Genomic DNA, 24,960 nt, shown 5'->3' with positions numbered 1-24,960 from the left:
TCACCCGCCCCCCCCCGCGATCAACACTAACGGTCACCCTCTTCCCCAACCCGCCGCTCTCCCGAGCTTGGGCCCCACCGCGGGGGGGGTTATGGGGGGGGGGGCGCCGCCGGCGCCCGCCCCCTCTCCGCTGTCAGCGGCCGGGGCCCGCGCAGGACAGGCCGCGGGCCCGCGGCAGCGCGTCGAGGATCTCCCCGCGCGCCTCCCGCACCCCCGGGCCGGTCTCCCAGTCCTGCCGGTCCCCGGCGAAGACCGGCGTCCTGATCAGGGCATACGTGCCCGGCGCGAGGTCCGCCCGCGCCGATCCGTCCAGGGTCACGGCGAGCGTCGGGTGCTCCCGGGCCGAGCGCTCGGGGCGGTAGTAGCGGGCGACGTCGACGACGACGCGTACGTCCCCGCCGGCGCGCGGCGTGACGCTGACGACCCGGCCCTCGACGAGGACCTTGGAACAGGCGATGTGCATGCCCGGTACGGAGTCGTCCCCGGAACCGTCCGCGGAGCCGCCCGCCCGCCGGTCCCCGGGGGCGGCCTTGTCGGAGTCGCTGGAGACGCTCACCCCGCCGGGCGCGCTCACGCCGAGCCAGACCAGCGAGCCCAGGACCCCGGCCGCGCAGGCGGCCACGAGGGCGCCGAGCCCGATCCGCACGAGGCGGCGACGCCGGTCCGGCGCGCGGCGGCGCACGGGCGCGGGGACGACAGGGTCGGGGCGGGGACCGGGGGCGGGTACGGGTACGGGGGCGGAGTGCGGGGCGGGCTCCGGGGCGGGGCGCGCCGCCAGGGCGTCGCCGAGGCCGCGCACCTGCGCCCGCAGCAGCGCGAGGTCCGCCGCGACGTCCGCCGCGCCCGGCTCGTCGTCCGGCAGCGGCTCCCCGCACAGCGCCAGCATCAGGAGCCGGTCCTCACGGTCCATGCCGTCGAGGTCGTCCACGTCACACCACCTCCCCTTCGCGCAGGCGGGCCCGCAGCATCCGTACCGCCGTGTGCAGCCGGCTCTTGACGGTGCCCTCGGGCACCCCCAGCTCCGCCGCGATGTCCCGCACCGGCAGATCCGCGTAGAAACGCAGGACGACCACCTGCCGCTGCTGGGCGGGGAGCTGGTCCAGGCCCTGGGCGACGGCGAGGGAGAGCACGCGCGTCTCGGCGGCGTCCCGGGCGTCCTCCTGGCGCAGGGCGGCCAGCCGCTCGCCGAGCCGTTCCCGGCGGCGCTTGGCCCGGTGCCAGTCCACGGCCAGGTTCGAGGCGACGACCGCCGCCCACGCGGAGACGTCGCGCGGCGGCTCCTCGCCCTTCGCGGCCCGCTCCAGGAGCCGCAGCCGCACCTGCTGCACCCCGTCCGGCAGCTCGGCGTACGGCATCCCGCCCAGTGACAGGACGGCCCGCACCCGGTCCTCGACGGCCGTGTCCAGGGGGTCGTCCGGACGGCCCCCCGCTCTTCCCGGCTTGCCGCGCAGCAATGCCCCTCCCCTCCCCCGCGTGTCCCGCGTACGTCCTACGACGCCGCACCCGCCCGGAACGTTCGCGGCGGACGCGAAAAAGGCTGTGGTGAACCCCACGCGTCCCGCGCCTCGGACAATCGATTGGACAAGGCGGGCCTGGACAGACGCATCATGGAGCGGCACCCCGCCGCCTGTGTACGTACGGAGGAACCCCTGTGAAGGTCGGAATCGTCGGAGCCACCGGTCAGGTCGGCACGGTCATGCGCAAGATCCTGGTCGAGCGGGACTTCCCGGTCGAGGAGCTGCGCCTGTTCGCCTCCGCGCGCAGCGCGGGCAAGACCCTGGACGGCGTGACGATCGAGGACGCCTCCACGGCCGACTACACGGGCCTGGACATCGTGCTGTTCTCGGCGGGCGGTGCCACGTCGAAGGCGCTGGCCGAGAAGGTCGCCGCGCAGGGCGCCGTCGTGATCGACAACTCGTCCGCCTGGCGCAAGGACCCCGAGGTGCCGCTGGTGGTCTCCGAGGTCAACCCGCACGCGATCACGGACCGCCCCAAGGGCATCATCGCCAACCCGAACTGCACCACGATGGCCGCCATGCCGGTGCTGCGCCCCCTGCACGACGAGGCGGGCCTGGAAGCGCTGGTCGTCGCCACCTACCAGGCGGTCTCGGGGTCGGGCCTCGCGGGCGTCGCCGAGCTGCACGGCCAGGCGCAGAAGGTCGTCGCGGAGGCCGACCGGCTCACCCACGACGGCGAGGCGGTGGACTTCCCCGAGCCGGCGATCTACGAGCGGCCCATCGCGTTCAACGTGCTGCCGCTCGCGGGCTCGATCGTCGACGACGGCCTGCACGAGACGGACGAGGAGCAGAAGCTCCGCAACGAATCCCGCAAGATCCTGGAGATCCCGGCGCTCAAGGTCTCCGGCACCTGTGTCCGCGTCCCGGTCTTCTCCGGCCACTCGCTCCAGGTCAACGCCCGCTTCGCCCGCCCGCTGTCGGTGGAGCGCGCCACGGAGCTGCTCGGCGGCGCCCCGGGCGTCGCGCTCTCGGAGATCCCGACGCCGCTCCAGGCGGCCGGCAAGGACCAGTCGTTCGTCGGCCGGATCCGCCCCGACGAGACGGTGGAGAACGGCTTGGCGCTGTTCGTCTCCAGCGACAACCTCCGCAAGGGCGCCGCGCTGAACGCGGTGCAGATCGCGGAGCTGGTGGCGGCCGAGCTCAAGAGCTGACCCCACCTCGCGCAATTGTGCGAAAACCGCCACGGAATCGTGGAGCTTGTGTGAAGCTCCCGGCATGACCGAGATGGCCAGGGGCGGGAGTCTTCCCGTTTCCTCAGCAGCTCTGCATGTGACGGTCGCCTGGCAGCAGGGTCCGCGGACGCCCGAGGTGGACGTCTCGGCCCTGCTGCTGGACGCGGCGGGCCGGGTCCGCTCGGACGCCGACCTCGTCTTCTACAACCAGCGCGAGCACCACTCGAAGGCGGTGCGCCACCTCGGCAGGGGCCGGCGGGGCGGGTCCTCGGGCACCGACTGGATCCACCTCGACCTGAGCGCCGTCGAGCCCGATGTGGAGCGGGTCGTGGTCGCCGTCTCCGCCGACGGGCAGCCCCTCGGCGTGATCCCCGGCCTCGCCGCGCACGTCACCACCGCCGAGGGCGCGCCGGTCGCCGCCTTCGGCATCGGCGACGCGGGCACGGGGACCGCCTTCGTCTTCGGCGAGTTCCACCGCGCGAGCGGCGGCTGGGCGTTCCGCGCCGTCGGCCGGGGCTACCCCGCCGGGCTCGCCGCGCTGGCCGCGGACTTCGGGGTCGGCGTCCCGCGGCCGCCCGCGCCCGCCACCGCGGCCGGCTGGCCGGGCCCGGGCGGCCCCGACGAACTCGCCGTCGACTTCCCGCCCTACGTCCATCAGGGCCGCGCCAAGCAGCGGGTGACCTGCCCGCAGGACCTGCCGCCCGGCCGCCGGGTGGTGGTCGAGATCGAGTGCCGCGACAGCATCTCGGTCACCCTCTACTCCTGCGACGCGTACGGGCGCAGCGCCGATCTGCTGCTGGAGGCCTACGAGGACGAGGTGCTCGGCCGGGCCCTCGCCACCGTCCCCGGGGACCGGCCGCTGGCGCTGCTGGTGGAGGCGGACTCCCCGTGGACGCTGCGGGTGTTGCCGCTCGGCCGGGCCCGCCGCCTCGACCTCGCGGTGCACGGCGTCGGCCCCGACCTCCTCGTCTACGAGGGCGGCCCGGGCGTGCTGTCCTTCGCGCACCAGGGCGCGAGCACCTTCGCCGTCTGGCACTACTACCGCTCCGCCGACCCGGAGTGGCCCTACGACGATCAGGACCTGCTGGTCAACGAGGTGGGCCGGCTCGACGTGCTGGCCCCGGTGCAGGGTCCCGGGCTGCTGCGGATCGGGGCGGACGGCCCCTGGCAGATCGCGGTCGGCGGCTGACGCGGCCGGCGCCCGGGCCCGCCCGGGGCGGTGGTGTTCACCGGCGGAAAACGGACATCGCGTTCACGTATCCCGCGTGGAAGGATGGCCGGAATCGTCACGAACGCAGACCGCACTAGGAGATGACCGCGTGCCTGGCACCAATCTGACCCGAGAAGAGGCGCAGCAGCGGGCCGAGCTGCTCACCGTTGACTCGTACGAGATCGATCTCGACCTCTCCGGCGCGCAGGAGGGCGGCACGTTCCGGTCCGTGACCACCGTGCGCTTCGACAGCGCGGAGGCGGGCGCCGAGTCCTTCATCGACCTGATCGCCGACGCGGTGCACGAGGTGGTGCTCAACGGGCGCCCGCTCGACGCCGCCGCCGTCTTCCACGACTCCCGGATCGCCCTCGCCCAGCTGGAGGCGGGGCCGAACGAACTGCGGATCGTCGCCGACTGCGCGTACACGAACACCGGCGAGGGCCTGCACCGCTTCGTCGACCCGGTCGACCAGCAGGCGTATCTGTACACCCAGTTCGAGGTGCCGGACGCCCGGCGCGTGTTCGCCAACTTCGAGCAGCCGGACCTCAAGGGCACCTTCCAGTTCACGGTGAAGGCGCCGACGGGGTGGACGGTCGTGTCCAACTCGGCGACCCCCGAGCCCAAGGACGACGTCTGGCACTTCGAGCCGACGCCGCGCATCTCCTCGTACATCACGGCCCTGATCGTCGGCCCGTACCACTCGGTGCACTCGTCGTACGAGGGTCCGGGCGGGCAGAGCGTGCCGCTCGGCATCTACTGCCGGCCCTCGCTCGCCGAGTACCTCGACTCGGACGCGATCTTCGAGGTGACGCGGCAGGGGTTCTCCTGGTTCCAGGAGAAGTTCGACTACGCGTACCCGTTCGCCAAGTACGACCAGCTCTTCGTGCCGGAGTTCAACGCGGGCGCGATGGAGAACGCGGGCGCGGTCACCATCCGCGACCAGTACGTCTTCCGCTCCAAGGTGACGGACGCGGCGTACGAGGTGCGGGCCGAGACGATCCTGCACGAGCTGGCCCACATGTGGTTCGGCGACCTGGTCACCATGGAGTGGTGGAACGACCTGTGGCTGAACGAGTCGTTCGCCACCTACACGTCGATCGCCTGCCAGGCGTACGCGCCCGACTCGCGCTGGCCGCACTCGTGGACGACGTTCGCCAACTCCATGAAGACGTGGGCGTACCGGCAGGACCAGCTGCCGTCGACGCACCCGATCATGGCGGAGATCAACGACCTCGACGACGTGCTCGTCAACTTCGACGGCATCACGTACGCGAAGGGCGCCTCCGTCCTCAAGCAGCTCGTCGCCTACGTCGGCATGGACGAGTTCTTCCAGGGCGTGCAGGCGTACTTCAAGCGGCACGCGTTCGGGAACACCCGGCTCAGCGACCTGCTGGGCGCGCTGGAGGAGACCAGCGGGCGCGACCTGAAGTCCTGGTCGAAGGCGTGGCTGGAGACCGCGGGCATCAACATCCTGCGCCCGGAGATCGAGACCGACGAGCACGGCGTCATCACCTCCTTCGCCATCCGGCAGGAGGCGCCCGCGCTGCCCGCCGGCGCGAAGGGCGAGCCGACGCTGCGGCCGCACCGGATCGCCGTCGGCCTCTACGACCTCGACGACGCGAGCGGCAAGCTGCTGCGCGGCGAGCGCGTCGAGCTCGACGTCACCGCCGGTGCGTCGACGCAGGTGCCGCAGCTGGTCGGCAAGCACCGGCCGGCCGTGGTGCTGCTCAACGACGACGACCTGTCGTACGCCAAGGTGCGGCTCGACGAGGAGTCGCTGGCCTTCGTCACCCGGCACCTCGGCGACTTCGAGGCGTCCCTGCCGCGCGCCCTGTGCTGGGCCTCCGCGTGGGACATGACGCGCGACGCCGAGCTGTCCGCGAGCGCCTATCTCGACCTGGTGCTCAGCGGGGTGGCCAAGGAGTCCGACATCGGCGTCGTCCAGTCGCTCCAGCGGCAGGTGAAGCTGGCCATCGACCTGTACGCGGCGCCCGCGCACCGGGACACGCTGCTCGCCCGCTGGACCGAGGCGGCCCTGACCCACCTGCGGACCTCGGCGGCGGGCAGCGACCACCAGCTGGCGTGGGCCCGTGCCTTCGCGGCGACGGCCCGCACCCCCGAGCAGCTCGACGTCCTGGACTCCCTCCTGGAGGGCACCCAGACCGTCGAGGGCCTGGCCGTCGACACCGAGCTGCGCTGGGCGTTCGTGCAGCGGCTCGCGGCCGTGGGGCGGTTCGACGAGACGGAGATCACCGCCGAGTACGAGCGGGACAGGACGGCCGCCGGTGAGCGGCACGCCGCCACCGCGCGGGCCGCGCGGCCGACCCCCGAGGCCAAGGAGGAGGCCTGGGCGTCGGTCGTGGAGTCCGACCAGCTGCCGAACGCGTTGCAGGAGGCGGTGATCGGCGGGTTCGTGCAGACCGATCAGCGCGAGTTGCTGGAGCCGTACACGGAGAAGTACTTCTCGGCGCTGAAGGGCGTCTGGGAGTCGCGGTCCCACGAGATGGCGCAGCAGATCGCGGTCGGGCTGTTCCCGGCGGTGCAGGTGTCCTCCGGGACTCTGGCCGCGACGGACGCCTGGCTGGAGTCGGCGGAGCCCGGCGCCGCCCTGCGCCGCCTCGTCTCCGAGTCCCGCGCGGGGGTGGAGCGGGCGCTCAGGGCGCAGGCCGCCGACGAATAGTCCCTGTCCGGGGTGCGGGGAGTTCTTGCCTCCCCGCACCCCTGGCTCGCACGTCGTCCACACGCCGGTGACCGCTTCTCGCGCAGTTCCCCGCGGCCCTCGGTCGCACGTCGTGCGCGCGCCGGTGGCCGCTTCTCGCGCAGTTCCCCGCGCCCCCGGGTCGCACGTCGTGCGCGCGCCGGTGACCGCTTCTCGCGCAGTTCCCCGCGCCCCTCGGTCGCACGTCGTGCGCACGCCGGTGGCCGCTTCTCGCGCAGTTCCCCGCGCCCCTCGGTCGCACTTCGTGCGCGCGCCGGTGGCCGCTTCTCGCGCAGTTCCCCGCGCCCCTGTCGTGCGCCCTTCGTGCGGCACTCCGTCGGGAGGCTGCGCGCAGCGCATGCCTCAGGGGCGCGGGGAACTGCGCGGCCCGCCCCCGCCGGCCCGCGGACGACGACGCGTCCCCGGGGCGGTGCGGCGAGAGGTCAGGACGTCGAGGCGCGGGCGGTCAGGGTCGTGCGGCCGGCGTCGGTCAGCGCCCCGTGCACCCGCATCCGCGCCACCCCGCCATCAGGAAACGCATCCAGCCGCACATGCGTGGCGACCACCCGCGCGGCCAGCGGGAAGCGGTGCAGCGTGTCCGGCTGGAGCCTGGTGCGCGGGATGATCTCGAACCACTCGCCGGTCTCCCCGTCCCGCCCGCTGAGCGCGATCCACCCGGCCGAGTTCCCCTTGAGGTACGCGGTGTCGATCTCCACGGCCCGGATCTCGCCCTGCGCGGCGAGCCGGAACCGCACCCAGTCGTTGGTGCCGTGCACCCGGCGCCGCCGGTTCTCCCAGCCGTCGTCCATCTTCCGCGACGTGCCCGGCAGGATGATCTGTGTCGGCGACGAGTAGAACTTGTCGGACGCGTCCTCGTACACACCCCCGTTGAGTACGGAGACCAGATCGAAGGTGCCGAGCAGATCCAGCCACTCGGGATCGGGCACCACCTCGCCGTGCACCCGCAGCCGGGCGATGCCGCCGTCGGGGTGCTGGCAGACGCGGACATGCGTGAAGCGGCGCTCCGACGTGACCGCGAAGTGGTTCGCCGCGTGCCCGCGCACCGGGCTGACCGGCACGATCTCCTCCCACTTCACGTCGTCCGCGAGGAGCTCGTCGGGGCCGGGCGCACCGGCGACGGCGGCGGCCTGGACGCTGACGCGCTGCGGGTAGTTGCCGCGGAAGTGGGCGGTGTCGACGACGATGCCGCGCACGACGCCGGGCGCGCCGAGCCGGACGACGGCCCAGTCGTGGTCCTCGGGCGCGGGGAACGGCGCGTCGGCGCTGCCGCGGCGGCGCCGGGTCTCCCAGCCGTCCATGACCTTGCCCTTGTGCCCGAAGTGCTCGGGGTCGAAGACGGCGCGCTCGCGCACCAGCAGGTTCTCGCGCTGCGCGAAGAACTCGTCGTTGGCGGCGATGACCCCGGCGCCGAGCCGCCGGTCGGCGAGGTCGACGAGGTCGGTGAAGTCGGCGGGGTCCCCGAAGGCGCGGTAGTCGGCGTACGGGTCGCCGCCCGCGTAGGGGGCGGCGTCGTTGGCGTGCGGGTCCGTTGCGGGTGTGGTCGTCATGACCCCACTGTGGGCCGCCCCGAGCCGACAGGTCCATCGAAAGTTTTCGGAGTGGTCGTTCAGCTCTGCTGAACGGTCAGGGCGTCGAGGACGCGCCGCACGGCCGCCCCCTCCTCGGCGCCGCGGCGCACGGCCGCCACCACGTGCCGTACGGGACGGTCGGCGCCCAGCGCGCACATGACGACGCCGTCGCGGCGGACGGCGGCCATCCGCGGGACGAGGGCGATGCCCATGCCCGCCTCGACCATGGCCAGGATGGCGGTCCAGCCGGCGGCGCTGTGCGCCTGCTCGGGGACGAATCCGGCGGCCTCGCAGGCGGCGGTGGTGATCTCGGACCAGGGGCCGGACCCGCCGAAGATCCAGGGCTCGCCCGCGAGGTCGGCGAGCCGGAGGCCCGGCCGCCCGGCGAGCGGATGCCCGGCGGGCAGCGCCACGTCCAGCGGGTCGGCGAGCAGCGGGACCCGGGTGAACTTGGGGTCGCGGGCGGTCGGGGCGTGCGCGGCGAGCGAGAGCGCGAGGTCGACGTCGCCCGCGGCCAGCAGTTCGTTGGCCTGCGCCGCCTCGGCCTCGCGCACCCGGACGGTGATGCCGGGCCGGTCGGCGCGCAGCGCCCGTACGGCGGGCACGACGAGCGCGGGCACGGCGGTGGAGAAGGCGGCGACCCGCACGACGCCGGACTCGCCGCGCAGATAGGCGGCCAGTTCGGCGTCGGCGCGCTCCAGTTGGGCGAAGACGGCCTCGCCGTGCCGGAGCACGAGGTGGGCCGCGTCGGTGAGCCGGACCCGCCGCCCCTGCGCCTCCAGGAGCGGCACCCCGAGCTGCCTGGCGAAGTTGGTGAGCTGCTGCGAGACCGCCGACGGGGTCATCAGCAGGGCCCGCGCGGTGGCCGTGACGGTGCCGCGCTCGCGCAGGGTGCGCAGGATCACGAGCTTCTTGACGTCCCAGCGGTCGGGGTGTGGGGGGCGCGGCGCGTCGTCGGTCATGGCGTCAAGGTACGGGCCGCCCGCGCCGTCGCGTGCCCCCCCCGACGAATACCTTGACATCAAGATTCTTGATCACGAGACTTTGCGGCGGCCGGGAACGCCCGGCCGGCGGACGGGGAGGCGGCGCGTGGTGCGACGACGGGGCGGGGACGGGCTGCTGGCGGGACTGCGGCGGCCGCCGGGCGGGCGCGATGCCCGGCTGATGCTGTGCGGGCAGTTCCTGGACCGGGCCGGGACCGGGGTGTGGGCGGCGGCCTCGGTGCTGTACTTCACCTTCGTGACCGGCCTGGACGGCGGGCAGGTCGGGCTGCTGCTCGGGGTCGCCGGGGTCGCGGGCATCGCCGGATCACCGCTGGCCGGACGCCTCGCCCAGCGGTTCCCGGTGCGGACGCTGCTGATCTGGTGCCACGCGCTGCGGCTCGGGGCGGTGCTCGCCCTGCTGGCGCTGCACAGCTTCTGGGCGCTGCTGCCCGCCGTCGCGGTGGTCTGCGCCGGGGACCGCACCGCGAAGACCCTGGAGATGGTCTTCGCGACGGAGGCGGCCGGCGACCGGCGCGCCGTCTACCAGGCGCTGTCCCGCAGCGTCGCCAACGCCGCCTACGGGGCCGGCGCGGGCGTCGCCGCGATCGGGCTCGCCGTGGGCACGCTCGACGCGTACCGCGCGCTGATCCTGGCGGACGCCGCCTCGTTCGTCGCGGCGGCGGCGCTCGTGGCCCGCACCTCGGCGCGCCGCCCGCTCGACGCCGGCCCGGGGCGCCGGGCGCGCACCGGCGGTCCGTGGCGCGACCGGGGCTATCTCCTCTTCGTCCTGCTCGACATCCCGCTGACCCTGGACGGGGCCGTCCTCGACGTGGGTCTGCCGCTGTGGCTGGTGCACCACACCACCGCGCCGCACGCCCTCGTCCCGGCCTTCCTCGTCCTCAACACCGCGCTGGTCGTGCTGCTCCAGCTCCGCGTCACCGCCCACTTCCCCGGCCCGGCGGGCTCGCTGCGCGCGCTGCCCCGGTACGGCCTGCTGATCGCGCTCGCCTGCCTGCTGCTGCCGCTGTCCGGCGTCGGCGGCGCCTGGACCGCGTCCGCGCTCCTCCTGGCCTGCACGGCGCTGATCACGCTGGCCGAGCTGATGCGCTCCGTCAGCTCCTGGGAACTGGCCGTCCAGCTCGCCCCCGAGCGCGAACGCCCCGCCTATCTGGGGGTCGCCGGGATGTCCCAGTCCATCGAGAAGTCGGTCGGGCCGCCCGTGCTGACGTCGGGGGTGATGGCGGCGGGCCCGGCCGGCTGGCTCGCCCTCGGAGCGGGCGTCCTGGGCCTCTCGCTGCTCCAACGCCGCTGCTGCGCACGCCGCCTGGACACCCTCGCGGCGACGCGGACGCCCGGCGGCCCGGGGCCCGGCGGCCCGGGGCCCGGCGGCCCGGGGCCCACGGTCACCGCCGCAGCGACTCCGTCACCGGCTCCACCACCGGCCGCCCTACCGGCTCCGTCACCGGCAGCCCCACCGGCCGCGCCGACGGCGTCCGCCCGGTCCGCCCGGGCCCGCTGACCGTCCGGGCGGGGCGCTGGCCCAGCACCGTCGCGCCCAGCGCCAGGCCCGTCCCCACGAGTTGGAGGGCGGTCAGGCCCTGGCCCAGGACCGCCCAGCCGATGACCGCGGCGGTCAGCGGGGAGAGCGGGCCGAGGAAGGTGGCCCGGGTGGCACCGAGCCGCCCGATGCCGCGGAACCAGAGCCAGTACGCGACCGCCGTGTTGGCCAGCGCCAGGTACGCGTAGCCGGTCAGCGCCCGGCCGTCCAGCGCGGGCGGCGCGCCCTCCACCAGCAGGGCGAGCGGCGCGATCAGCAGGCCGCCCGCCACGAGCTGCCACGCGGTGAGCGCCAGCGGCCCGGCGCCCGGCGGCCGCCCCCACTTCGTGGTCAGCACCGTGCCGGTCGACATGGACGCCGTCGACAGCACCGCCGCGGCCACCCCGAGCCCGTCCAGCGCGCCCGCCGCCCGCAGCACCACCAGGCTCACCCCCAGCGCCGCGGCGAGGCCGGTCAGCAGCGTGCGCCGGGTCGGCAGCCGGCCGAGCAGCGGCACCCCGAGCCCCGCCACGAACAGCGGCCCGGCCGAGCCGACCACCGCCGCGAGACCGCCCGGCAGCCGGTACGCGGCGAGGAACAGCAGCGGGAAGAACGCCCCGATGTTCAGCGCGCCGAGCACGGCGGAGCGCCACCACCACTCCCCCGCCGGCAGCCGCCGCGCGAGGGCGAGCAGCACCAGGCCGGCGGGGAGCGCGCGCATCGCCGCCGTGAACAGCGGGCGGTCCGCGGGCAGCAGTTCGGTCGTCACCGCGTACGTGGATCCCCAGGACACGGGGGCCAGCGCGGTCAGCAGCACCGTCGCGAGGGCCGGCCCCCCGCGCACCTTCCCGGTCGCCTCCATCAGCACCCACCCCGTTCCTCGTCGCGCAGCAGTTGGTCAGAAATAGCTTAGCCGTAAGCTACTTTTCGTCAAGCTACTTTCTTGCCGGGCAGCGACCGCGTACCGATACTGGGGGGATGAGCGACAAGGACGCCGTCGACGCGATCATCGGCCAGTGGGCGGCGGTCCGCCCCGACCTGGACACCACCGCCATGGAGGTCTTCGGCCGCGTCTACCGCCTGGCCCGCACCATGGGCGACCGCGTCGAGGAGGCGTACGCGCGGTTCGGCATCGCGCGCGGGGAGTTCGACGTGCTCGCCACGCTCCGCCGCGCCGACACCCCGTACACGCTGTCGCCGCGCCGCCTGTCGGCGACGCTGATGCTGACGACGGGCGGGATGACCGGGCGGCTCGACAAGCTGGAGCGGCGCGGACTGGTGCGCCGCTCCCCCGATCCGCACGACCGGCGCGGGCTCCAGGTGACCCTCACCGCGGAGGGTCTCGCGCTCGTGGACGAGGCGGTCGGCGCCGGGGTCGCCGTGCAGAAACAGGCCCTGGAGAGCGCGCTCGACGGCGCGCAGGCCGCACAGCTCGCCGGCCTGCTGCGCCAGTTGCTCACCTCGACGACCCCGGCCGACTGACCCCCGGGCGCCGGACGCCGGACGTCGGGCCATCAGGCATCACGCGTCAGCCCTCAGGCATCAGGCATCAGCGCGTATCCGGCGAAGTCCCGGGGGAAGCCGGCGGCCTCGACTCCCCCGTCGGGCAGCGCGTCCACCGCCCAGGCCGCGTATCCGTCGGGCCGCACGAGCAGCGCCGCACGCCGGCCGTCCGCCCAGTGCGCGACCCGCACCACGTCGCTCCGGTGGGCCGCCGCATCCCGGGTGCCCTTGGGCAGGATCAGCACGAACGCGCCCGCGCGCAGGGCCTCGTAGAGCCGCTCGCCGCCGTCGAGGAGGACGTCGGGCACCCGCCGGCCGACCAGGGCGTGGGAGCCCCTGGGCGCCGGGTAGCGGACGCCGACGCCGGTGAGCTGCCCCAGGATGCGGGTGCGGGCGGGGCGGACCCGGCGCAGGACCGTCGTCAGCACCGCGCGGCCCGCCAGCGCCCACGGGCGCCGGGCCATCGCCAGGCGCACGACGGCACCGCTGCCGCGCAGCACGGCCCGGCCGACGGGGTGGCGCTCGGCCTCGTACGTGTCGAGGAGGGCGTCCCCGGCGCGGCCGTGGAGGACGGCGGCCAGCTTCCAGCCGAGGTTCGCCGCGTCCTGGAGCCCGACGTTCATGCCCTGGCCGCCGGCCGGCGTGTGCACGTGCGCGGCGTCCCCGGCGAGCAGCACCCGGCCCACGCGGTAGTGCGGCGCCTGCCGTTCATCGCTGTGGAAGCGGGACATCCAGCGGGGGTCGTGCATGCCGTGGTCGCGGCCGAGGGCGAGCCGGGTGATCTCCCTGACCTCGTCGAGGGCGAGCGGCGCGTCGTCGGGGACGTCGCGGGCGCGGTGCCAGCCGATGACCCGGTGGTAGCCGTCGCCGAAGGGCGCGATGAAGGCGAAGGCGTCGCCGACGGTGTTCACCGTGAGCAGGTCGGGCGGCGGTTCGGCGAGCCGGACGTCGGCGAGGACGACCGAGCGGACGACGGACCGACCGGGGAAGGGCAGCCCCACCGCCTCCCGGACGGCGCTGCGCATGCCGTCGGCGCCGACGACGTAGGCGGCGCCCAGCTCGGCCCGCCCGCCGTCGCCGCGCCGGACCCGGAGGGTGACGCCGTCCGCGTCCTGGACCAGGCCGGTCACCTCGGTCTCGTACGCGAAGACGACTCCGGCCCCGGCGGCCCGCCGCTCCAGGACCCTCTCCACCTCGTACTGCGGCAGCACGAGCAGGTGGTTGAAGCGGGAGGGGACCTGCGTCAGGTCGAGGGTGAGCCCGCCGAAGAGGCGGAGCCGGCCGAGCGGCCTGCCCAGCCGGTCGACCTCGTCGCCGAGGGCGCGCGCGTCCAGCAGTTCCAGGGTGCGGGCGTGCACGGCGAAGGCGCGGGAGAGGTTGCTGATCCGGTGCGGGCGCTTCTCGACGAGGGTGACGCGGACCCCGGCGGCGGCCAGGTCCCCGGCGAGGAGCAGGCCCGTGGGGCCGGCGCCGACGACGATCACGGAGTGCGCGGTGCCGTTCATGGTGGCCTCCTGCGACCCGGACCGCGAACCGGAGCGGTGGCGCCGACACCCGGGACGCCGGCGCCTGTCGGCCCCCGCGTGCGGGTCGACACGTGGGGGCCACCGCTGGTCGGTCAACGCTTGTTGGCCAACACTTGTGGACAACGTAGAACCGGCGCTCTGGGCCGTCAACAGGCGGTGGCCTACGTTGGTCGGCACGACGGCTAGAGAGGCGGCGGCGGGGCCGGTGCGCCGCTCGGACGCCACCCGGGCCACGATCCTGGCCGCGGCCCGGGAGCGGTTCGCGGCGGACGGGTACGAGCGGGCCACGATCCGGGCCGTCGCCCGCGACGCGCGGATCGATCCGTCCATGGTGATGCGCTACTTCGGCAGCAAGGAGGGGCTGTTCGCGGCGGCCGTCGGCATCGAACTGCACCTGCCCGACCCGGCGGGCGTCGCCCCCGAGGAGATCGGCCGGACCCTGGTGGCGCACTTCCTGGCGCTGTGGGAGGAGAACGACGTGCTCACGGCCCTGCTGCGGGTCGCCGCCACCAACCCGGCGGCCGCCGAGCGGATGCGGGGGGTGCTGCGCGAGCAGCTGGTCCCGATCGCCCGACGGGTGTGCCCGGACCCGCAGACGGCGCCGCGGCGGGCGGCGCTGTGCACGTCACAGGTGCTGGGCATGGCGCTGACGCGGTACGTGCTGCGGTTCCCGGGGAGCGTGGAGCTCGGCCGGGACGAGGTCGTGGACTGGCTCGGGCCGACCCTCCAGCGCTACCTCACGGCCGCGGCGCCCTGAGCGGCGGCGCGGCGGAACGCATCGAGGGCACCCGCCGCGGCCGGAGCGCGGCGGGTGCCCTCGTCGAGAGGCTGCGGGTCAGCCCTGCTCGGGCCGCTTGCGGGACTTGTCCCCGAGGATCACCAGACCGGCGATCACCGCGAAGATGACCAGCGGGGCCACGACGAACAGGCCGAGCGTGTCGATCACGCTCAGGCCGGATCCCGGGTCGTCGCCGTCGTCGCGCGTCAGCGCGAGCGCGGGGGACGACATGAGCAGCATCATCAGCGTCGTACCGGAAGCCAGGGCGCCGGCGCGCAGGGCGTTCTTCTTGTCCACGGAGCAAACGTAGCGAACGCCTAGCCGGGCCGCGCGTCCGGGGGGCCTGTAAGAGGCACGCCCGGGGCGGAGAACACGCTGAGCAGGGCGTGGGCGCGCGGGGAGGCGGCGATGTCCTCCAGCGTGACGGGGCGGCCATCGGCATCGGCGACGGGGAGCCGCCAGTTGGGGTACTGGTCCCACGTCCCCGGCAGGTTCTGCGGGCGCCGGTCGCCGACCAGGTCGGGCAGCCAGATCCCCGTCATCCGGGCCGGGGTGCGCAGCAGGAAGCGGTGGACGGCGCGGACCGACCCCTCCTCGTCCCCGGGGCCGCCCGCGAGCAGGCCGAGCCGGGCGAACAGGCCGAGCCAGTCGGCGATCTCCGCCGCCGCCTCGGCCGGGCTGGAGGTGGAGAGGCCGAGGCCCTCGCGCAGGCGCACGTCGTCGCCGGAGAGCCGGGCCGCGGTGGACGGCAGGTCGTGGGTGGTGGCGGTGGCCAGGGAGTCGGTGCGCCAGCGCTCGGCGGGCACGGGCGGATGCCCCGGGCTCTCCCAGTCCCGCTCGAACCAGAGCACGGAGGTGCCGAGCACCCCGCGCGCGTTGAGCGTCTCGCGCACGCCGGGCTCGACCGTGCCCAGGTCCTCCCCGATGACGTACGTGCCCGTGCGCGACGCCTCCAGGAGCAGCACCGCGAGCATGGCCTCGGCGTCGTAGTGGACGTAACAGCCCTCGGTGGGGGGCAGGCCCGCGGGGATCCACCAGAGCCGGAACAGGCCCATCACGTGGTCGATGCGGACGGCGCCGGCGTGCCGCATCAGATCGTGCAGCAGGGCGCGGAAGGGGGCGTAGCCGGTCTCGGCGAGGCGGTCGGGGCGCCAGGGCGGCAGGGCCCAGTCCTGGCCCAGCGCGTTGAACGCGTCCGGTGGCGCGCCCACGCTCGTGCCCTGCGCGAAGATCTCGCGCTGCGCCCAGGCGTCGGCGCCGCCGGGGTGCACGCCGACCGCGAGGTCGTGCACGAGCCCGATCGGCATGCCCGCCTCGCGGGCGGTGCGCTGGGCGGCGGCGAGCTGGGTGTCGGTGAGCCAGGCGAGCCGGCAGTGGAAGTCGACGCGGTCCATCGACTCGCGCCGGGCGCGGGCCGTCTGCGGCGAGCGCGGGTCGCGCAGCGGGGCGGGCCAGGCGTGCCAGTCGGGGCCGAGCCGCTCGGCGAGCGCCAGATAGGTGGCGTGGTCCTCCAGGGCGGTGCCCTGCGCGGCGAGGTAGTCGCAGTAGGCGGCGCGGCGGCCGGGGGTGAGCGGCACGTCCCGGACGATCGTCTCCAGGACCTCGCGCTTGAGCGCCCAGACGGCGTCCCGGTCGATCGGCTCGCCCTTGTCGAGGACCGCTGCGCGCAGGGCGGCGGCGTCGCGCTCCCGGCCGGGCACGTGCGCGTACTCGGGGATGTCCTCGATCCGCAGGTGCACGGGGTCGGGGAAGCGGCGGGAGGAGGGGCGGTACGGGGAGGGGTCCATGATGCCGCCGGGGGCGGCGGGGACAGCCGCGTGCAGCGGGTTGACCTGGAGGAAGCCCACGTCGTGGGTGCGGGCCGACCAGGACGCCAGATCGGCGAGGTCGGCGAGGTCGCCCATGCCCCAGGAGCGGGTGGAGAGCAGGGAGTAGAGCTGGACCAGCAGGCCGTGGCCGCGGCCGGGCGGCAGCGGGGCGGCGGGCGGGGCCGCGACGAGGTGGGCCTCGGTGCTGCGGCCGCCGGGTTCGTCGACCCGTAACCGGTGCACGCCGGGCGCCGGCGGCTCGGCCGGGTCCCAGGCGGCGAACTCCCGCGCCCCTTCCGGGCGCAGGGCGAGCCGGGCCCCCTCGGGCAGCCGTGCGAGCCAGTCCGGGGTGGAGCCGTCGCACCAGAGCACGACGGTGGGCGGCACCGGGCGGGCGGCCAGTTCGGCCTCCCGGGCGGCGAGCGCGTCGGGGGCGTCCGCGGCCACGCCGAGGGCGGCGAGGGCGGCGGTCAGAGCGGCGTCGGAGGCGCGGACGGTGCGCCCCGGTGCCGGGGAGTAGGAGGTGGCCACGCCGTACAGCTCGGCGAGACGGGCCAGGCTCACCCCGCGGCCAGGCCGCTCGGAGTGGGCTCGGAGGTGAGCGGCAGCTCGTCGTGGAGCGGCGGCTCGGAGGTGAGGGGCGCGTAGTCCGCGAAGGGCGGCTCGCTGGTCAGCGGCGCCTCGAAGGAGGACGTGGTGGTGTTGTCGGTGCCGTACAGGGTGTCCAGTCCGGCGGGGGTGTCCGGGGCGGACAGCGCGGGGTCCGCGTGTTTGGACAGGGCCGAGAGCAGAAGCTGAGCCGATGCGGCCACGGGGGCCTCCTTCGTCAAAGGGGGTCGTGAGTCGAGAGCCCTACCCAGCGATCGCGGCGGCAGACCTGTTCGACCGGGCAACGTGTTGCTGGTCACATTGTGAACGACGACAGGAATTCGACCAAAGGGCCTCGAAAACGGGAAGACCTTCACCCGGCCCGCCCCGTCCGGCCCGGCGGCGCGCACGCGACGTGGTGACCAGGGCGTTGACACCCGGCCACGGTGAGTGATGGGGTCGATCTCCCCCCTGGGACTGTTTTGTCCCCCTTTCTTTTCCATTGAACTTCTCCGCGGGACAGGCGCAAGCGGAACAAGAGGAGTGAGCCGTGCAGCTCCGGCGCAAGGCGACGGCGGCGGCCGTCGCGGTCGCGGTCGTCGCGGGGACCCTGGGCGGCGCGGGCGGCGCGGCCGGCGCGACCGCCGCCCCGCCGGGGCCGGGCGGCGCGGCCGGGACCCGGTCGGCCGCACCGGCGCCGCCGCCGGTGTGGCCGCGGCCCCGGTGGATGCGGACCGCCGGGCCGGGGGTGGCCGTGCCCCACACCCCCGGCGGCGTGGCCCTGGTCGTCCCGCCGGGCACCGACCGGTACGCGGTGGACGCGCTGCGCACGCTGCTGGGCGGGGCGGGCGCGCGGGAGGTCCGCGAGGTGACCGGCGGGGCCGCGGTGCCGTCCGGCCCCCGGCTCGTCGTCTTGGCCGGGTCGGCGGCCCCCGGGCTCCCGGCGGGCGCGGCCGGTCACCGGCTCACCGTCCCGGGCCCGCGCGCCGGTTCACCGGACGCGGCCCTGCGCGGCCTGGGCGCCACGGCCCGCGGCGGGCTGCCCGCGGGCGGCTACCGGCTCGCCGTGGGGTCCGTCGCCGGGCGGCCGACGGTCGCGCTCGAAGGCGTCGGCGCCGACGGACTGTTCCACGGGGTGCAGACCCTGCGGCAGCTCACCGGAGGGCGCCAGATCGCGGGAGTTGTCGTACGCGACTGGCCGGAGACGCCGGTACGCGGACTGACGGAGGGTTTCTACGGCACCCCGTGGACGCCCGAACAGCGTCTGGCGCAGCTGGACTTCATGGGCCGCACCAAGCAGAACCGCTATCTCTACGCGCCCGGCGACGACCCGTACCGGCAGGCGCGCTGGCGCGAGCCCTACCCGGCGGCGCGGCGCGCGGAGTTCCGCGCACTGGCGGCGCGGGCCCGCGCCGACCACGTCACGCTCGGCTGGGCCGTGGCCCCCGGGCAGGCGATGTGCCTGACGTCGGCCGCCGACCTCGCGGCGCTCGACCGCAAGCTGGACGCGATGTGGGCGCTCGGCGTGCGCGCCTTCCAGCTCCAGTTCCAGGACGTGTCCTACAGCGAGTGGCACTGCGCCGCGGACGCCCGGGAGTTCGGCTCGGGGCCGGGGGCGGCGGCCGGGGCGCAGGCGCGGGTGGCGAACGCGGTGGCCGGGCACCTCGCGGAGCGCCACCCGGACGCCGAGCCGCTGTCCCTGATGCCGACCGAGTACTACCAGGACGGCGCCACGCGGTACCGCGCGGCGCTGGCGCGCGGGCTCGACGACGCGGTGCAGGTCGCGTGGACCGGGGTGGGGGTCGTGCCGCGCACCATCACGGGCGGCGAACTGGCCGCCGCGCGGCGGGCGTTCGGCTCGTCCGGGGCCACGCACCCGCTGCTCACCATGGACAACTACCCGGTCAACGACTACGCGCAGGACCGCCTCCTCCTCGGCCCCTACACCGGCCGCGACCCCGCGGTGGCCACCGGCTCGGCCGCACTGCTCGCCAACGCGATGGAGCGGCCCGCCGCCTCCCGCGTCGCCCTGTTCACGGCGGCGGACTACGCGTGGAACCCGCGCGGCTACCGGCCCGGAGAGTCCTGGAGGGCGGCGATCGACGACCTCGCGGGCGGCGCCCCGCGGGCCCGCGCGGCCCTGGCGGCGCTGGCCGCCAACGACGCCTCCTCGGTCCTCGGCGCGCGCGAATCGGCGTATCTGCGGCCGCTGGTCGCCGCGTTCTGGCGGTCCCGCACGGCGCCGGATCCCGCACGCGCCCGGGCGGCCCGCGCGCTGCGCGACGCCTTCGCGGCGATGCGCGCCGTCCCGCAGGGGCTGGCCGGCACGGCTCTCGCCGCCGAGGTGCGCCCCTGGAGCGACACGCTGGGCGGCTACGGCCGGGCGGGCGAGGCCGCCGTCGACATGCTGGAGGCGACGGCGCGCGGCGACGGCCCGGCGGCCTGGGCGGCGGCCCGCCGCGTTGAGCGGCTGCGGGGCGCACTCGCCGCGCGCCGCGTCACGGTCGGCGCGGGGGTGCTGGCCCCGTTCCTGACGAGGGCCCGGGCGGCGTTCGCGGCCTGGTCGGGGACCTCGGGGCCGGACGCGGCGGCGGGCCCCGAGGCCCGACTCCCGCGCGTCCGGGCCCTGTCCACGGTCACCGTGCTGAGCGCGCCCGGCGCCCGGGGCACGGTCGAGGCGCACGTCCCCGGCGCGGGCTGGCAGCGGCTCGGCGCGCTCGCGGACGGCGGCTTCACCGAACTCGGCGCCGGCGGCACCCGGGCGGACGCGGTCCGGGTCGCGGGCGCGCCCGCGGGCGCCGTCGACCACGTCGTCCCCTGGTACGCGGACACCCCGCCCGCCGCCCTCTCGCTGGCCCGCTCCGAGGCCGACGCGGAGATCGGCGGCGGCCCGCGGCGGGTGACGGCGCACCTGACCGCGCGGCGCCCCGCGGGCATCGCGGGCCGGGTGACGGCGCGGGCCCCGCACGGCATCGGGGCCGCGACCCCGGAGGAGACCGGGCTGCCGCGCGGCACCGCGGTGGACGTGCCCGTGGAGATCACCGTCGCGCGGGGCACCCCGGCCGGGGTGTACGCGGTGCCGGTCTCCTTCGGCGGCGCGACCCGCACGGTGACGGTCCGCGCCTACCCGCGCACCGCGGGCCCGGACCTGGCCCGCACCGCCACCGCGTCGTCCTCGGCGGACGAGACCGGCGCCTTCCCGGCGCGGAACGCCGCCGACGGCCGCGCCCGCACCCGCTGGTCGTCCCCGGCGCGGGACGGCCAGTGGTGGCAGGCCGAGTTCACCGGGCCGGTCCGGCTGGGCCGGGTGGTCCTGCGCTGGCAGGACGCGTACCCCTCCCGCTACCGCGTCCTGACCTCCGCCGACGGCCGCGCCTGGCACACGGCGGCGACGGTGCGGGACGGCCGGGGCGGCCGCGAGACGGTGCGGATGGACGCCCGGGACACCCGCTTCGTCCGCGTCGTGGGGGACGGACGGGCGACGCGGTACGGGATCTCGCTGTGGACGGTGCGGGCCTACGCGGTGGCGGACCCGGGGGCGGACGCGCGGGCCCGGCCGCGCGACTGACTCCGGTCCCCTCGCGGGCCGTTCGGCGTGCTCCGGCCGTGAACCGCTCGCCGCGGGCCGGTCGATAGACGGGGTGTGAGACTGTTCCGCCCCATGGGGGCCGACCGAGACGACCGGGCGCTGCTGCGGGCCGTCGCGCGGGGCGACGCCGACGCGCTCGCCGTGCTCTACGACCGGCACGCGGGCTGGCTGCACGCCCGGCCGAGCCGCCGCTGCGCCGATCCGGAGAGCGCTGCGGCCGCACCGCGAGCGAGGTGCCGTCGCTGTGACCGCCGCCGCCCCGCGCCCCGTCGTCCTGTACGCCCGCTCCCGGGCGCTGCCCGCGACGGTGGCCGCCCTCGCCGGCACGGCGCTGCTCACCCTGTGGGCGGCGACCCGGCCCGACGTCCATCTGGACCCGCACCAGCGCGTCCCGCTGCTCTCCCTGGCGCCGCTCCTGGCGTCGGCCGTGATCGGGGTGAGCACCCACGAGCACGCCCGCGAGCTGGACCGCACCGCGGTGCGCCGCTGGTGGCCGACGCGGCTGGCCCATCTGCTCGCGCTGACCGCGCTCGCCGCCGCCGTCCTGGCGCTCGCCGTCCCCGGGCACGCGCGGGAGTTCGGCGCGGCGGCCATGGTCCGCAACACGCTCGGCGCCACCGGCCTCACGGCCGTCGCCGTGGTGCTCGTCGGCGCCCGCCTGAGCTGGCTGCCGACGCTGCTGTACCTCGGCGTCGTCTATCTGTCGTACGCCGATCCGGGTCTGCACGGCGCGACGGTGCTGACCTGGTCGATGCAGCCGGGCCCGCAGCGCGGGGCGTGGGCGGTGGCCCTGGCCGCGTTCGGGGTGGGCGCCGCGCTGTGCGCGTGTGTGGGGGCGCGCGGCGAGCGGGGCTAGGGCCTACTTCTGGAGCGGGGAGGCGGCGAGGGACTGCGGGGAGGTCGTCGAGGCGTACGCCGACGGCGCGGCCATGCCGGCCGTCGGGTCGGCGGCCGTCTCCTCCGAGGCGATCGGGATGCCGCCCACGATGCGGATGCCCGCCTCGTCGAAGGCCCGCTTGACGCGCCAGCGCAGCTCGCGCTCGACGGTCAGGGACTTGCCGGGCATGGTCTTGGCGGAGACCCGGACCACCATCGAGTCCAGGAGCATGCTGTCGAGGCCGAGGACCTCCACCGGGCCCCACAGCATCTCGTTCCACGGCTCGGCCTTGCTCATGGCCTCGCCGACCTCGGAGAGCACGGTCCGCACCCGGTCGAGGTCCTCGTCGGCGCGGACCGTGACGTCGACGCCTGCGGTGGCCCAGCCCTGCGAGAGGTTGCCTATCCGCTTGACCTCGCCGTTGCGCACGTACCAGATCTCGCCCTCGGCGCCGCGCAGTTTGGTCACGCGCAGGCCGACCTCTATGACCTCGCCCGAGGCGACTCCGGCGTCGATGGTGTCCCCGACCCCGTACTGGTCCTCCAGGATCATGAAGACGCCGGAGAGGAAGTCGGTGACGAGGTTGCGGGCGCCGAAACCGATGGCGACACCGGCGACCCCGGCCGAGGCGAGCAGCGGCGCCAGGTTGATGGCGAAGGTGCTGAGGATCATCAGCGCGGCCGTGCCGAGGATCACGAAGGACGCGACGGAGCGCAGCACGCTGCCGATGGCGTGCGAGCGCTGCCGGCGCCGCTCCACGTTGACCAGCAGGCCGCCGAAGGCGGTGCCGTCCACGGCCTGCACCGTGCGGTTCATGCGCTCGATGAGCTTGGTGATGGCCCGCCGGATCACGACCCGCAGCACGGCGGCTATGACGACGATCAGCAGGACCCGCAGGCCGATGCCGAGCCACGCGGACCAGTTCTCCTCCACCCAGCTGGCGGCCTGGCCGGCCTGGTCCTGGGCGTCCTCGAACGTGGGCTGCTGGCTGCCCGTGTCGTTCGCGGCCGACAGAACGGACAAGATCACGGCAGGTACCTCCAGGCGTTGCCTCTGCCCGCCGCGGGCGGCACGACTCGGGGACAGGAGCGGGCAGGCCCACCACACTAACGGGGCAGCGCGGGCCGATCGGCGCGATGCCCGGCGAAGAGACGGTGCTCACCGGCGGCCGCCCGTATCCGCGCCGGTGAGGGGTCCGAGGAGCGGGCGATGTGGTCGAAAACACTTCAAGCCCGTTACGCGGACATGGTGGCGCCGCGACCAGCGATGAGGGGAGACTGACACCAGATCGTCCCGGCGCGAGCCACGCGCCGCCGGCGTACAAGGAGGCATTCCGTGCCGCATGTCCTGGTCCTCAACGCGTCGTACGAGCCCCTCGGCGTCGTACCGCTCCGCCGCGCGCTCGTCCTCGTCCTGGAGAACAAGGCCACGTGCCTAGAGGAGTCCGGCGCCTTCCTGCACAGTGCGACACGCACCGTCCCCGCACCCAGCGTGGTCCGGCTCAAGCGGTTCGTCCGGGTCCCCTACCGGGGCCCCGTTCCTCTGACCCGGCGTGCGCTGTTCGCCCGTGACGGCGGCCGGTGCATGTACTGCGGTGGCGTCGCAACCAGCGTCGACCACGTCATTCCGCGCAGCCGCGGGGGCCAGCACGTCTGGGACAACGTGGTGGCGTCGTGCCGCCGCTGCAACCACACGAAGGCCGACCGTCATCTGGTGGAGATCGGCTGGCGCCTGCGCCACAAACCCGCACCGCCCACCGGCCTGGCCTGGCGGATCATCGGCACCGGGCATCGGGATCCGCGCTGGCTGCCGTACTTGCAGCCGTTCGGCGCGGACGAGGCCCTGGCCCGGATCGAAGGCGTATCCGCCTGACCGTCGATCCGGGCTTCCGTCTGTGGGGGGGCCGGTCGCCGGCGTCCCGGGAACGTCCGCCAGATCAAACAGACGTTCCCGGGAACCTTCGTCCGGGTGCCGGACACGTAGAGAGCATGGAACTGAACGACGCCGGCCAGTCCGACCGGGAGCTGTGGGCGCGCGCCGTCGACGGCGACCGCGAGGCATTCGGGCGGATCTTCGACCGGCACGGGAAGGCCGTCTACAACTACCTCTTCCGCCGGACGGCCGACTGGTCCGAGGCGGAGGACCTGACGTCGACGGTCTTCCTGCACGCCTGGCGGCGGCGGACGGAGACGGTGCTCGACCGCGACTCGGCGCTGCCGTGGCTGCTGGGCATCGCCGACCGCCTGCTGTCGAACACCCGGCGGCGGCTGAGACGCGCCGAGGCGCTGCTGCACCGGCTGATCTCGCACGACGAGCCGGTGGTGGACCACGCCGACCGGGTCGCCGTGCGGGTCGACGACGAGCGCCGCATGTCGGAGATCCACCGGGCGCTGGCCCGGCTGCCGCGGCACGAGCGCGAGGTCGTCGAGCTGTGCGTCTGGTCGGGTCTCGACCAGCAGGCGGCCGCGACCGCGCTGAACGTGGCGGTCGGCACCGTGAAGTCCCGGCTGCACCGGGCACGGCGCCGGCTGGGCACCGATCTGACCGAGGGCGCCGTCGCGCGGGCGCCGTTCCGTTCCTCGCATCCCGTCCAGGAGAAGGAGGCCGCACGATGAGTGATGAGCAGGGCGTTCCGGCGGCCCCTTCCGATCGCGATCTGCCGAACCACCGGCGGATGCGAGAGGAGTTGTTGATGAAGATCGATCCCGACCACGAGCGGGTCCCGTCGGCGAGACGCAGGTGGGGCGTGCCGCTCGCCGTGGCCACCGGGGTGACGGTGGTGAGCGTCACGGCCGTGGCGGTCCTCGGCGGCACCGGCGAGGCGAAGTCCGGCGTGGCCGGCCGCCCGCTCGGCAGCGCGAGCGCTGCGGCGCCGTCACCCTCGGCCTCGGCCTCGGCCCGCGAGTCCGCGCCGGCCGACCCGAAGGGGTACACCATCGACGCGGCGACGACGACGCCGATCCCGGCCGGGTCCGTCGCGAAGATCCTCTCCTCGTGCCTGGGGGCGGACGCGGCACGGTTCCACTCCGTCCTCGCGGTGCGCACGTCCGTCCGGTCGGCCGACGTGGACGGCGTGGTCGTCGCCGTCGACTCCGCGGGCGCGTACGCGCAGTGCCAGACGCGGGGCGACCGGGGCAGCAGCACGAGCCACCCGGCCACCTTCATCAACGACCGTCTGTGGAGCACCGATCGCCGCATCGAGTACTTCGACTCGGCGCGCGAGCGCGTGGACCCGACGAGGTTCCTGCTGACGGGCGCCGGCCACTACGCCTCCGACGTCGCCAAGATCACCGTCAGCTACGGCGAGAAGGCCCGGGAGTACCCGGTCCTCATGTCGGGCGGCGCGTTCTTCTACGCGGCGGGCCTCACCCCCGACGCCCCGACGAAGCGCACCTACGCCGGACCGGACCCCCACCTGCACGCCTACGACGCCTCGGGCAAGGAGATCTACAGCCAGCTGAAGGACCCCGTGTTCCAGTGAGCCGTCCCGGCGGCCCGCGGGCGGCCGGGAGGTAACGAGTTGGCCAACCAGGGGGCGTCATCTCTTGACGCCCCCTTCACCTGCGTCTTACGTTCCTCGCACCC

General features: G+C 75.3%; 21 protein-coding genes and 1 pseudogene. 12 read left to right on the top strand and 10 right to left on the bottom strand.

The window, feature by feature from the left end; translation table 11 throughout:
- Positions 1-133 precede the first annotated feature (133 nt).
- Entirely contained in the window at positions 134-928 is a 795-nt protein-coding gene (locus ACIP5K_RS33645; protein WP_401415810.1) for a hypothetical protein, read from the bottom strand.
- Between the two features lies 1 nt (position 929).
- Entirely contained in the window at positions 930-1,454 is a 525-nt protein-coding gene (locus ACIP5K_RS33640) for a sigma-70 family RNA polymerase sigma factor (protein ID WP_401415808.1), read from the bottom strand.
- A 197-nt stretch (positions 1,455-1,651) separates the two neighbouring features.
- Here ACIP5K_RS33640 and ACIP5K_RS33635 point away from each other — a divergent pair, with 197 nt between their 5' ends.
- The 3 genes from ACIP5K_RS33635 to pepN all read left to right on the top strand — a co-directional run bounded on the left by ACIP5K_RS33635 (position 1,652) and on the right by pepN (position 6,579).
- Complete coding sequence (locus tag ACIP5K_RS33635) at positions 1,652-2,668, top strand: aspartate-semialdehyde dehydrogenase (RefSeq protein ID WP_401415807.1); 1,017 nt, start codon at positions 1,652-1,654, stop codon at positions 2,666-2,668.
- Between the two features lie 64 nt (positions 2,669-2,732).
- Positions 2,733-3,878, top strand: a complete 1,146-nt coding sequence (locus ACIP5K_RS33630; RefSeq protein ID WP_401415804.1) for a TerD family protein — start codon at positions 2,733-2,735, stop codon at positions 3,876-3,878.
- Positions 3,879-4,008: 130 nt separating this feature from the next.
- Positions 4,009-6,579: an aminopeptidase N gene (gene pepN / locus ACIP5K_RS33625; RefSeq protein WP_401415802.1), complete on the top strand. Its 2,571-nt coding sequence runs from the start codon at positions 4,009-4,011 to the stop codon at positions 6,577-6,579.
- A gap of 461 nt (positions 6,580-7,040) precedes the next feature.
- On the opposite strand, the gene alc is transcribed toward pepN, so the two are convergent.
- Together alc and ACIP5K_RS33615 are read right to left on the bottom strand one after the other, a co-directional pair.
- Entirely contained in the window at positions 7,041-8,165 is a 1,125-nt protein-coding gene (gene alc, locus ACIP5K_RS33620) for an allantoicase (RefSeq protein ID WP_401415799.1), read from the bottom strand.
- A gap of 59 nt (positions 8,166-8,224) precedes the next feature.
- Positions 8,225-9,148: a LysR family transcriptional regulator gene (locus tag ACIP5K_RS33615; protein ID WP_401415797.1), complete on the bottom strand. Its 924-nt coding sequence runs from the start codon at positions 9,146-9,148 to the stop codon at positions 8,225-8,227.
- 127 nt (positions 9,149-9,275) lie between these two features.
- Here ACIP5K_RS33615 and ACIP5K_RS33610 point away from each other — a divergent pair, with 127 nt between their 5' ends.
- A complete protein-coding gene (locus ACIP5K_RS33610; RefSeq protein WP_401415795.1) occupies positions 9,276-10,688 on the top strand; it encodes an MFS transporter in 1,413 nt (470 codons plus the stop codon).
- Here ACIP5K_RS33610 and ACIP5K_RS33605 read toward each other — a convergent pair.
- Positions 10,573-11,568 (bottom strand): EamA family transporter, encoded by a 996-nt coding sequence (locus tag ACIP5K_RS33605; RefSeq protein ID WP_401415792.1) that lies wholly within the window; start codon positions 11,566-11,568, stop codon positions 10,573-10,575. The two genes, ACIP5K_RS33610 and ACIP5K_RS33605, sit on opposite strands and share 116 nt — an antisense overlap.
- A 116-nt stretch (positions 11,569-11,684) precedes the next feature.
- Between ACIP5K_RS33605 and ACIP5K_RS33600 the strand changes: the two genes are divergently transcribed.
- Complete coding sequence (locus tag ACIP5K_RS33600; protein WP_401415790.1) at positions 11,685-12,188, top strand: MarR family winged helix-turn-helix transcriptional regulator; 504 nt, start codon at positions 11,685-11,687, stop codon at positions 12,186-12,188.
- A 53-nt stretch (positions 12,189-12,241) separates the two neighbouring features.
- Here the strand turns inward: ACIP5K_RS33600 and ACIP5K_RS33595 are convergent, their stop codons facing one another.
- Positions 12,242-13,714 (bottom strand): FAD-dependent monooxygenase, encoded by a 1,473-nt coding sequence (locus tag ACIP5K_RS33595; RefSeq protein WP_401415788.1) that lies wholly within the window; start codon positions 13,712-13,714, stop codon positions 12,242-12,244.
- 187 nt (positions 13,715-13,901) lie between these two features.
- On the opposite strand from ACIP5K_RS33595, the gene ACIP5K_RS33590 reads away from it, so the two are divergent.
- Positions 13,902-14,492 (top strand): TetR family transcriptional regulator, encoded by a 591-nt coding sequence (locus ACIP5K_RS33590; RefSeq protein WP_401415786.1) that lies wholly within the window; start codon positions 13,902-13,904, stop codon positions 14,490-14,492.
- Between the two features lie 78 nt (positions 14,493-14,570).
- On the opposite strand, the gene ACIP5K_RS33585 is transcribed toward ACIP5K_RS33590, so the two are convergent.
- The 3 genes from ACIP5K_RS33585 to ACIP5K_RS33575 are packed head-to-tail and all read right to left on the bottom strand — an operon-like array spanning position 14,571 to position 17,133.
- A complete protein-coding gene (locus ACIP5K_RS33585) occupies positions 14,571-14,810 on the bottom strand; it encodes a hypothetical protein (protein WP_401415784.1) in 240 nt (79 codons plus the stop codon).
- A 20-nt stretch (positions 14,811-14,830) separates the two neighbouring features.
- Positions 14,831-16,885, bottom strand: a complete 2,055-nt coding sequence (gene malQ / locus ACIP5K_RS33580) for a 4-alpha-glucanotransferase (RefSeq protein ID WP_401415781.1) — start codon at positions 16,883-16,885, stop codon at positions 14,831-14,833.
- On the bottom strand, positions 16,882-17,133 hold the full coding sequence (locus tag ACIP5K_RS33575; RefSeq protein ID WP_401415779.1) for a hypothetical protein: 252 nt from the start codon (positions 17,131-17,133) through the stop codon (positions 16,882-16,884). The genes malQ and ACIP5K_RS33575 overlap by 4 nt, the downstream gene beginning before the upstream one ends.
- A gap of 326 nt (positions 17,134-17,459) precedes the next feature.
- Here ACIP5K_RS33575 and ACIP5K_RS33570 point away from each other — a divergent pair, with 326 nt between their 5' ends.
- The 3 genes and pseudogenes from ACIP5K_RS33570 (at position 17,460) to ACIP5K_RS33560 (ending at position 21,354) form a co-directional block, all read left to right on the top strand.
- Positions 17,460-20,477: a beta-N-acetylglucosaminidase domain-containing protein gene (locus tag ACIP5K_RS33570; RefSeq protein ID WP_401415776.1), complete on the top strand. Its 3,018-nt coding sequence runs from the start codon at positions 17,460-17,462 to the stop codon at positions 20,475-20,477.
- A gap of 75 nt (positions 20,478-20,552) precedes the next feature.
- Positions 20,553-20,708, top strand: a pseudogene (locus ACIP5K_RS33565) (RNA polymerase subunit sigma-24); the annotation flags it as partial.
- Positions 20,709-20,742: 34 nt separating this feature from the next.
- Positions 20,743-21,354: a hypothetical protein gene (locus ACIP5K_RS33560; RefSeq protein WP_401415773.1), complete on the top strand. Its 612-nt coding sequence runs from the start codon at positions 20,743-20,745 to the stop codon at positions 21,352-21,354.
- A 3-nt stretch (positions 21,355-21,357) separates the two neighbouring features.
- Here ACIP5K_RS33560 and ACIP5K_RS33555 read toward each other — a convergent pair whose 3' ends face one another.
- Positions 21,358-22,404 (bottom strand): mechanosensitive ion channel family protein, encoded by a 1,047-nt coding sequence (locus ACIP5K_RS33555; protein WP_401415771.1) that lies wholly within the window; start codon positions 22,402-22,404, stop codon positions 21,358-21,360.
- Between the two features lie 306 nt (positions 22,405-22,710).
- Between ACIP5K_RS33555 and ACIP5K_RS33550 the strand changes: the two genes are divergently transcribed.
- The 3 genes from ACIP5K_RS33550 to ACIP5K_RS33540 all read left to right on the top strand — a co-directional run bounded on the left by ACIP5K_RS33550 (position 22,711) and on the right by ACIP5K_RS33540 (position 24,856).
- On the top strand, positions 22,711-23,247 hold the full coding sequence (locus tag ACIP5K_RS33550) for an HNH endonuclease (protein WP_401415768.1): 537 nt from the start codon (positions 22,711-22,713) through the stop codon (positions 23,245-23,247).
- A gap of 116 nt (positions 23,248-23,363) precedes the next feature.
- Positions 23,364-23,990 carry an RNA polymerase sigma factor gene (locus ACIP5K_RS33545; protein ID WP_401415765.1) on the top strand — a complete coding sequence of 209 codons (627 nt, stop codon included), beginning with the start codon at positions 23,364-23,366 and terminating at the stop codon, positions 23,988-23,990.
- Positions 23,991-24,067: 77 nt separating this feature from the next.
- Complete coding sequence (locus ACIP5K_RS33540; RefSeq protein WP_401415762.1) at positions 24,068-24,856, top strand: hypothetical protein; 789 nt, start codon at positions 24,068-24,070, stop codon at positions 24,854-24,856.
- Positions 24,857-24,960: the final 104 nt, after the last annotated feature.

This window comes from Streptomyces sp. NPDC088785 (assembly GCF_044750685.1).
GTDB lineage: Bacteria > Actinomycetota > Actinomycetes > Streptomycetales > Streptomycetaceae > Streptomyces.
This window is presented reverse-complemented; position numbering and strand designations above follow the sequence as displayed.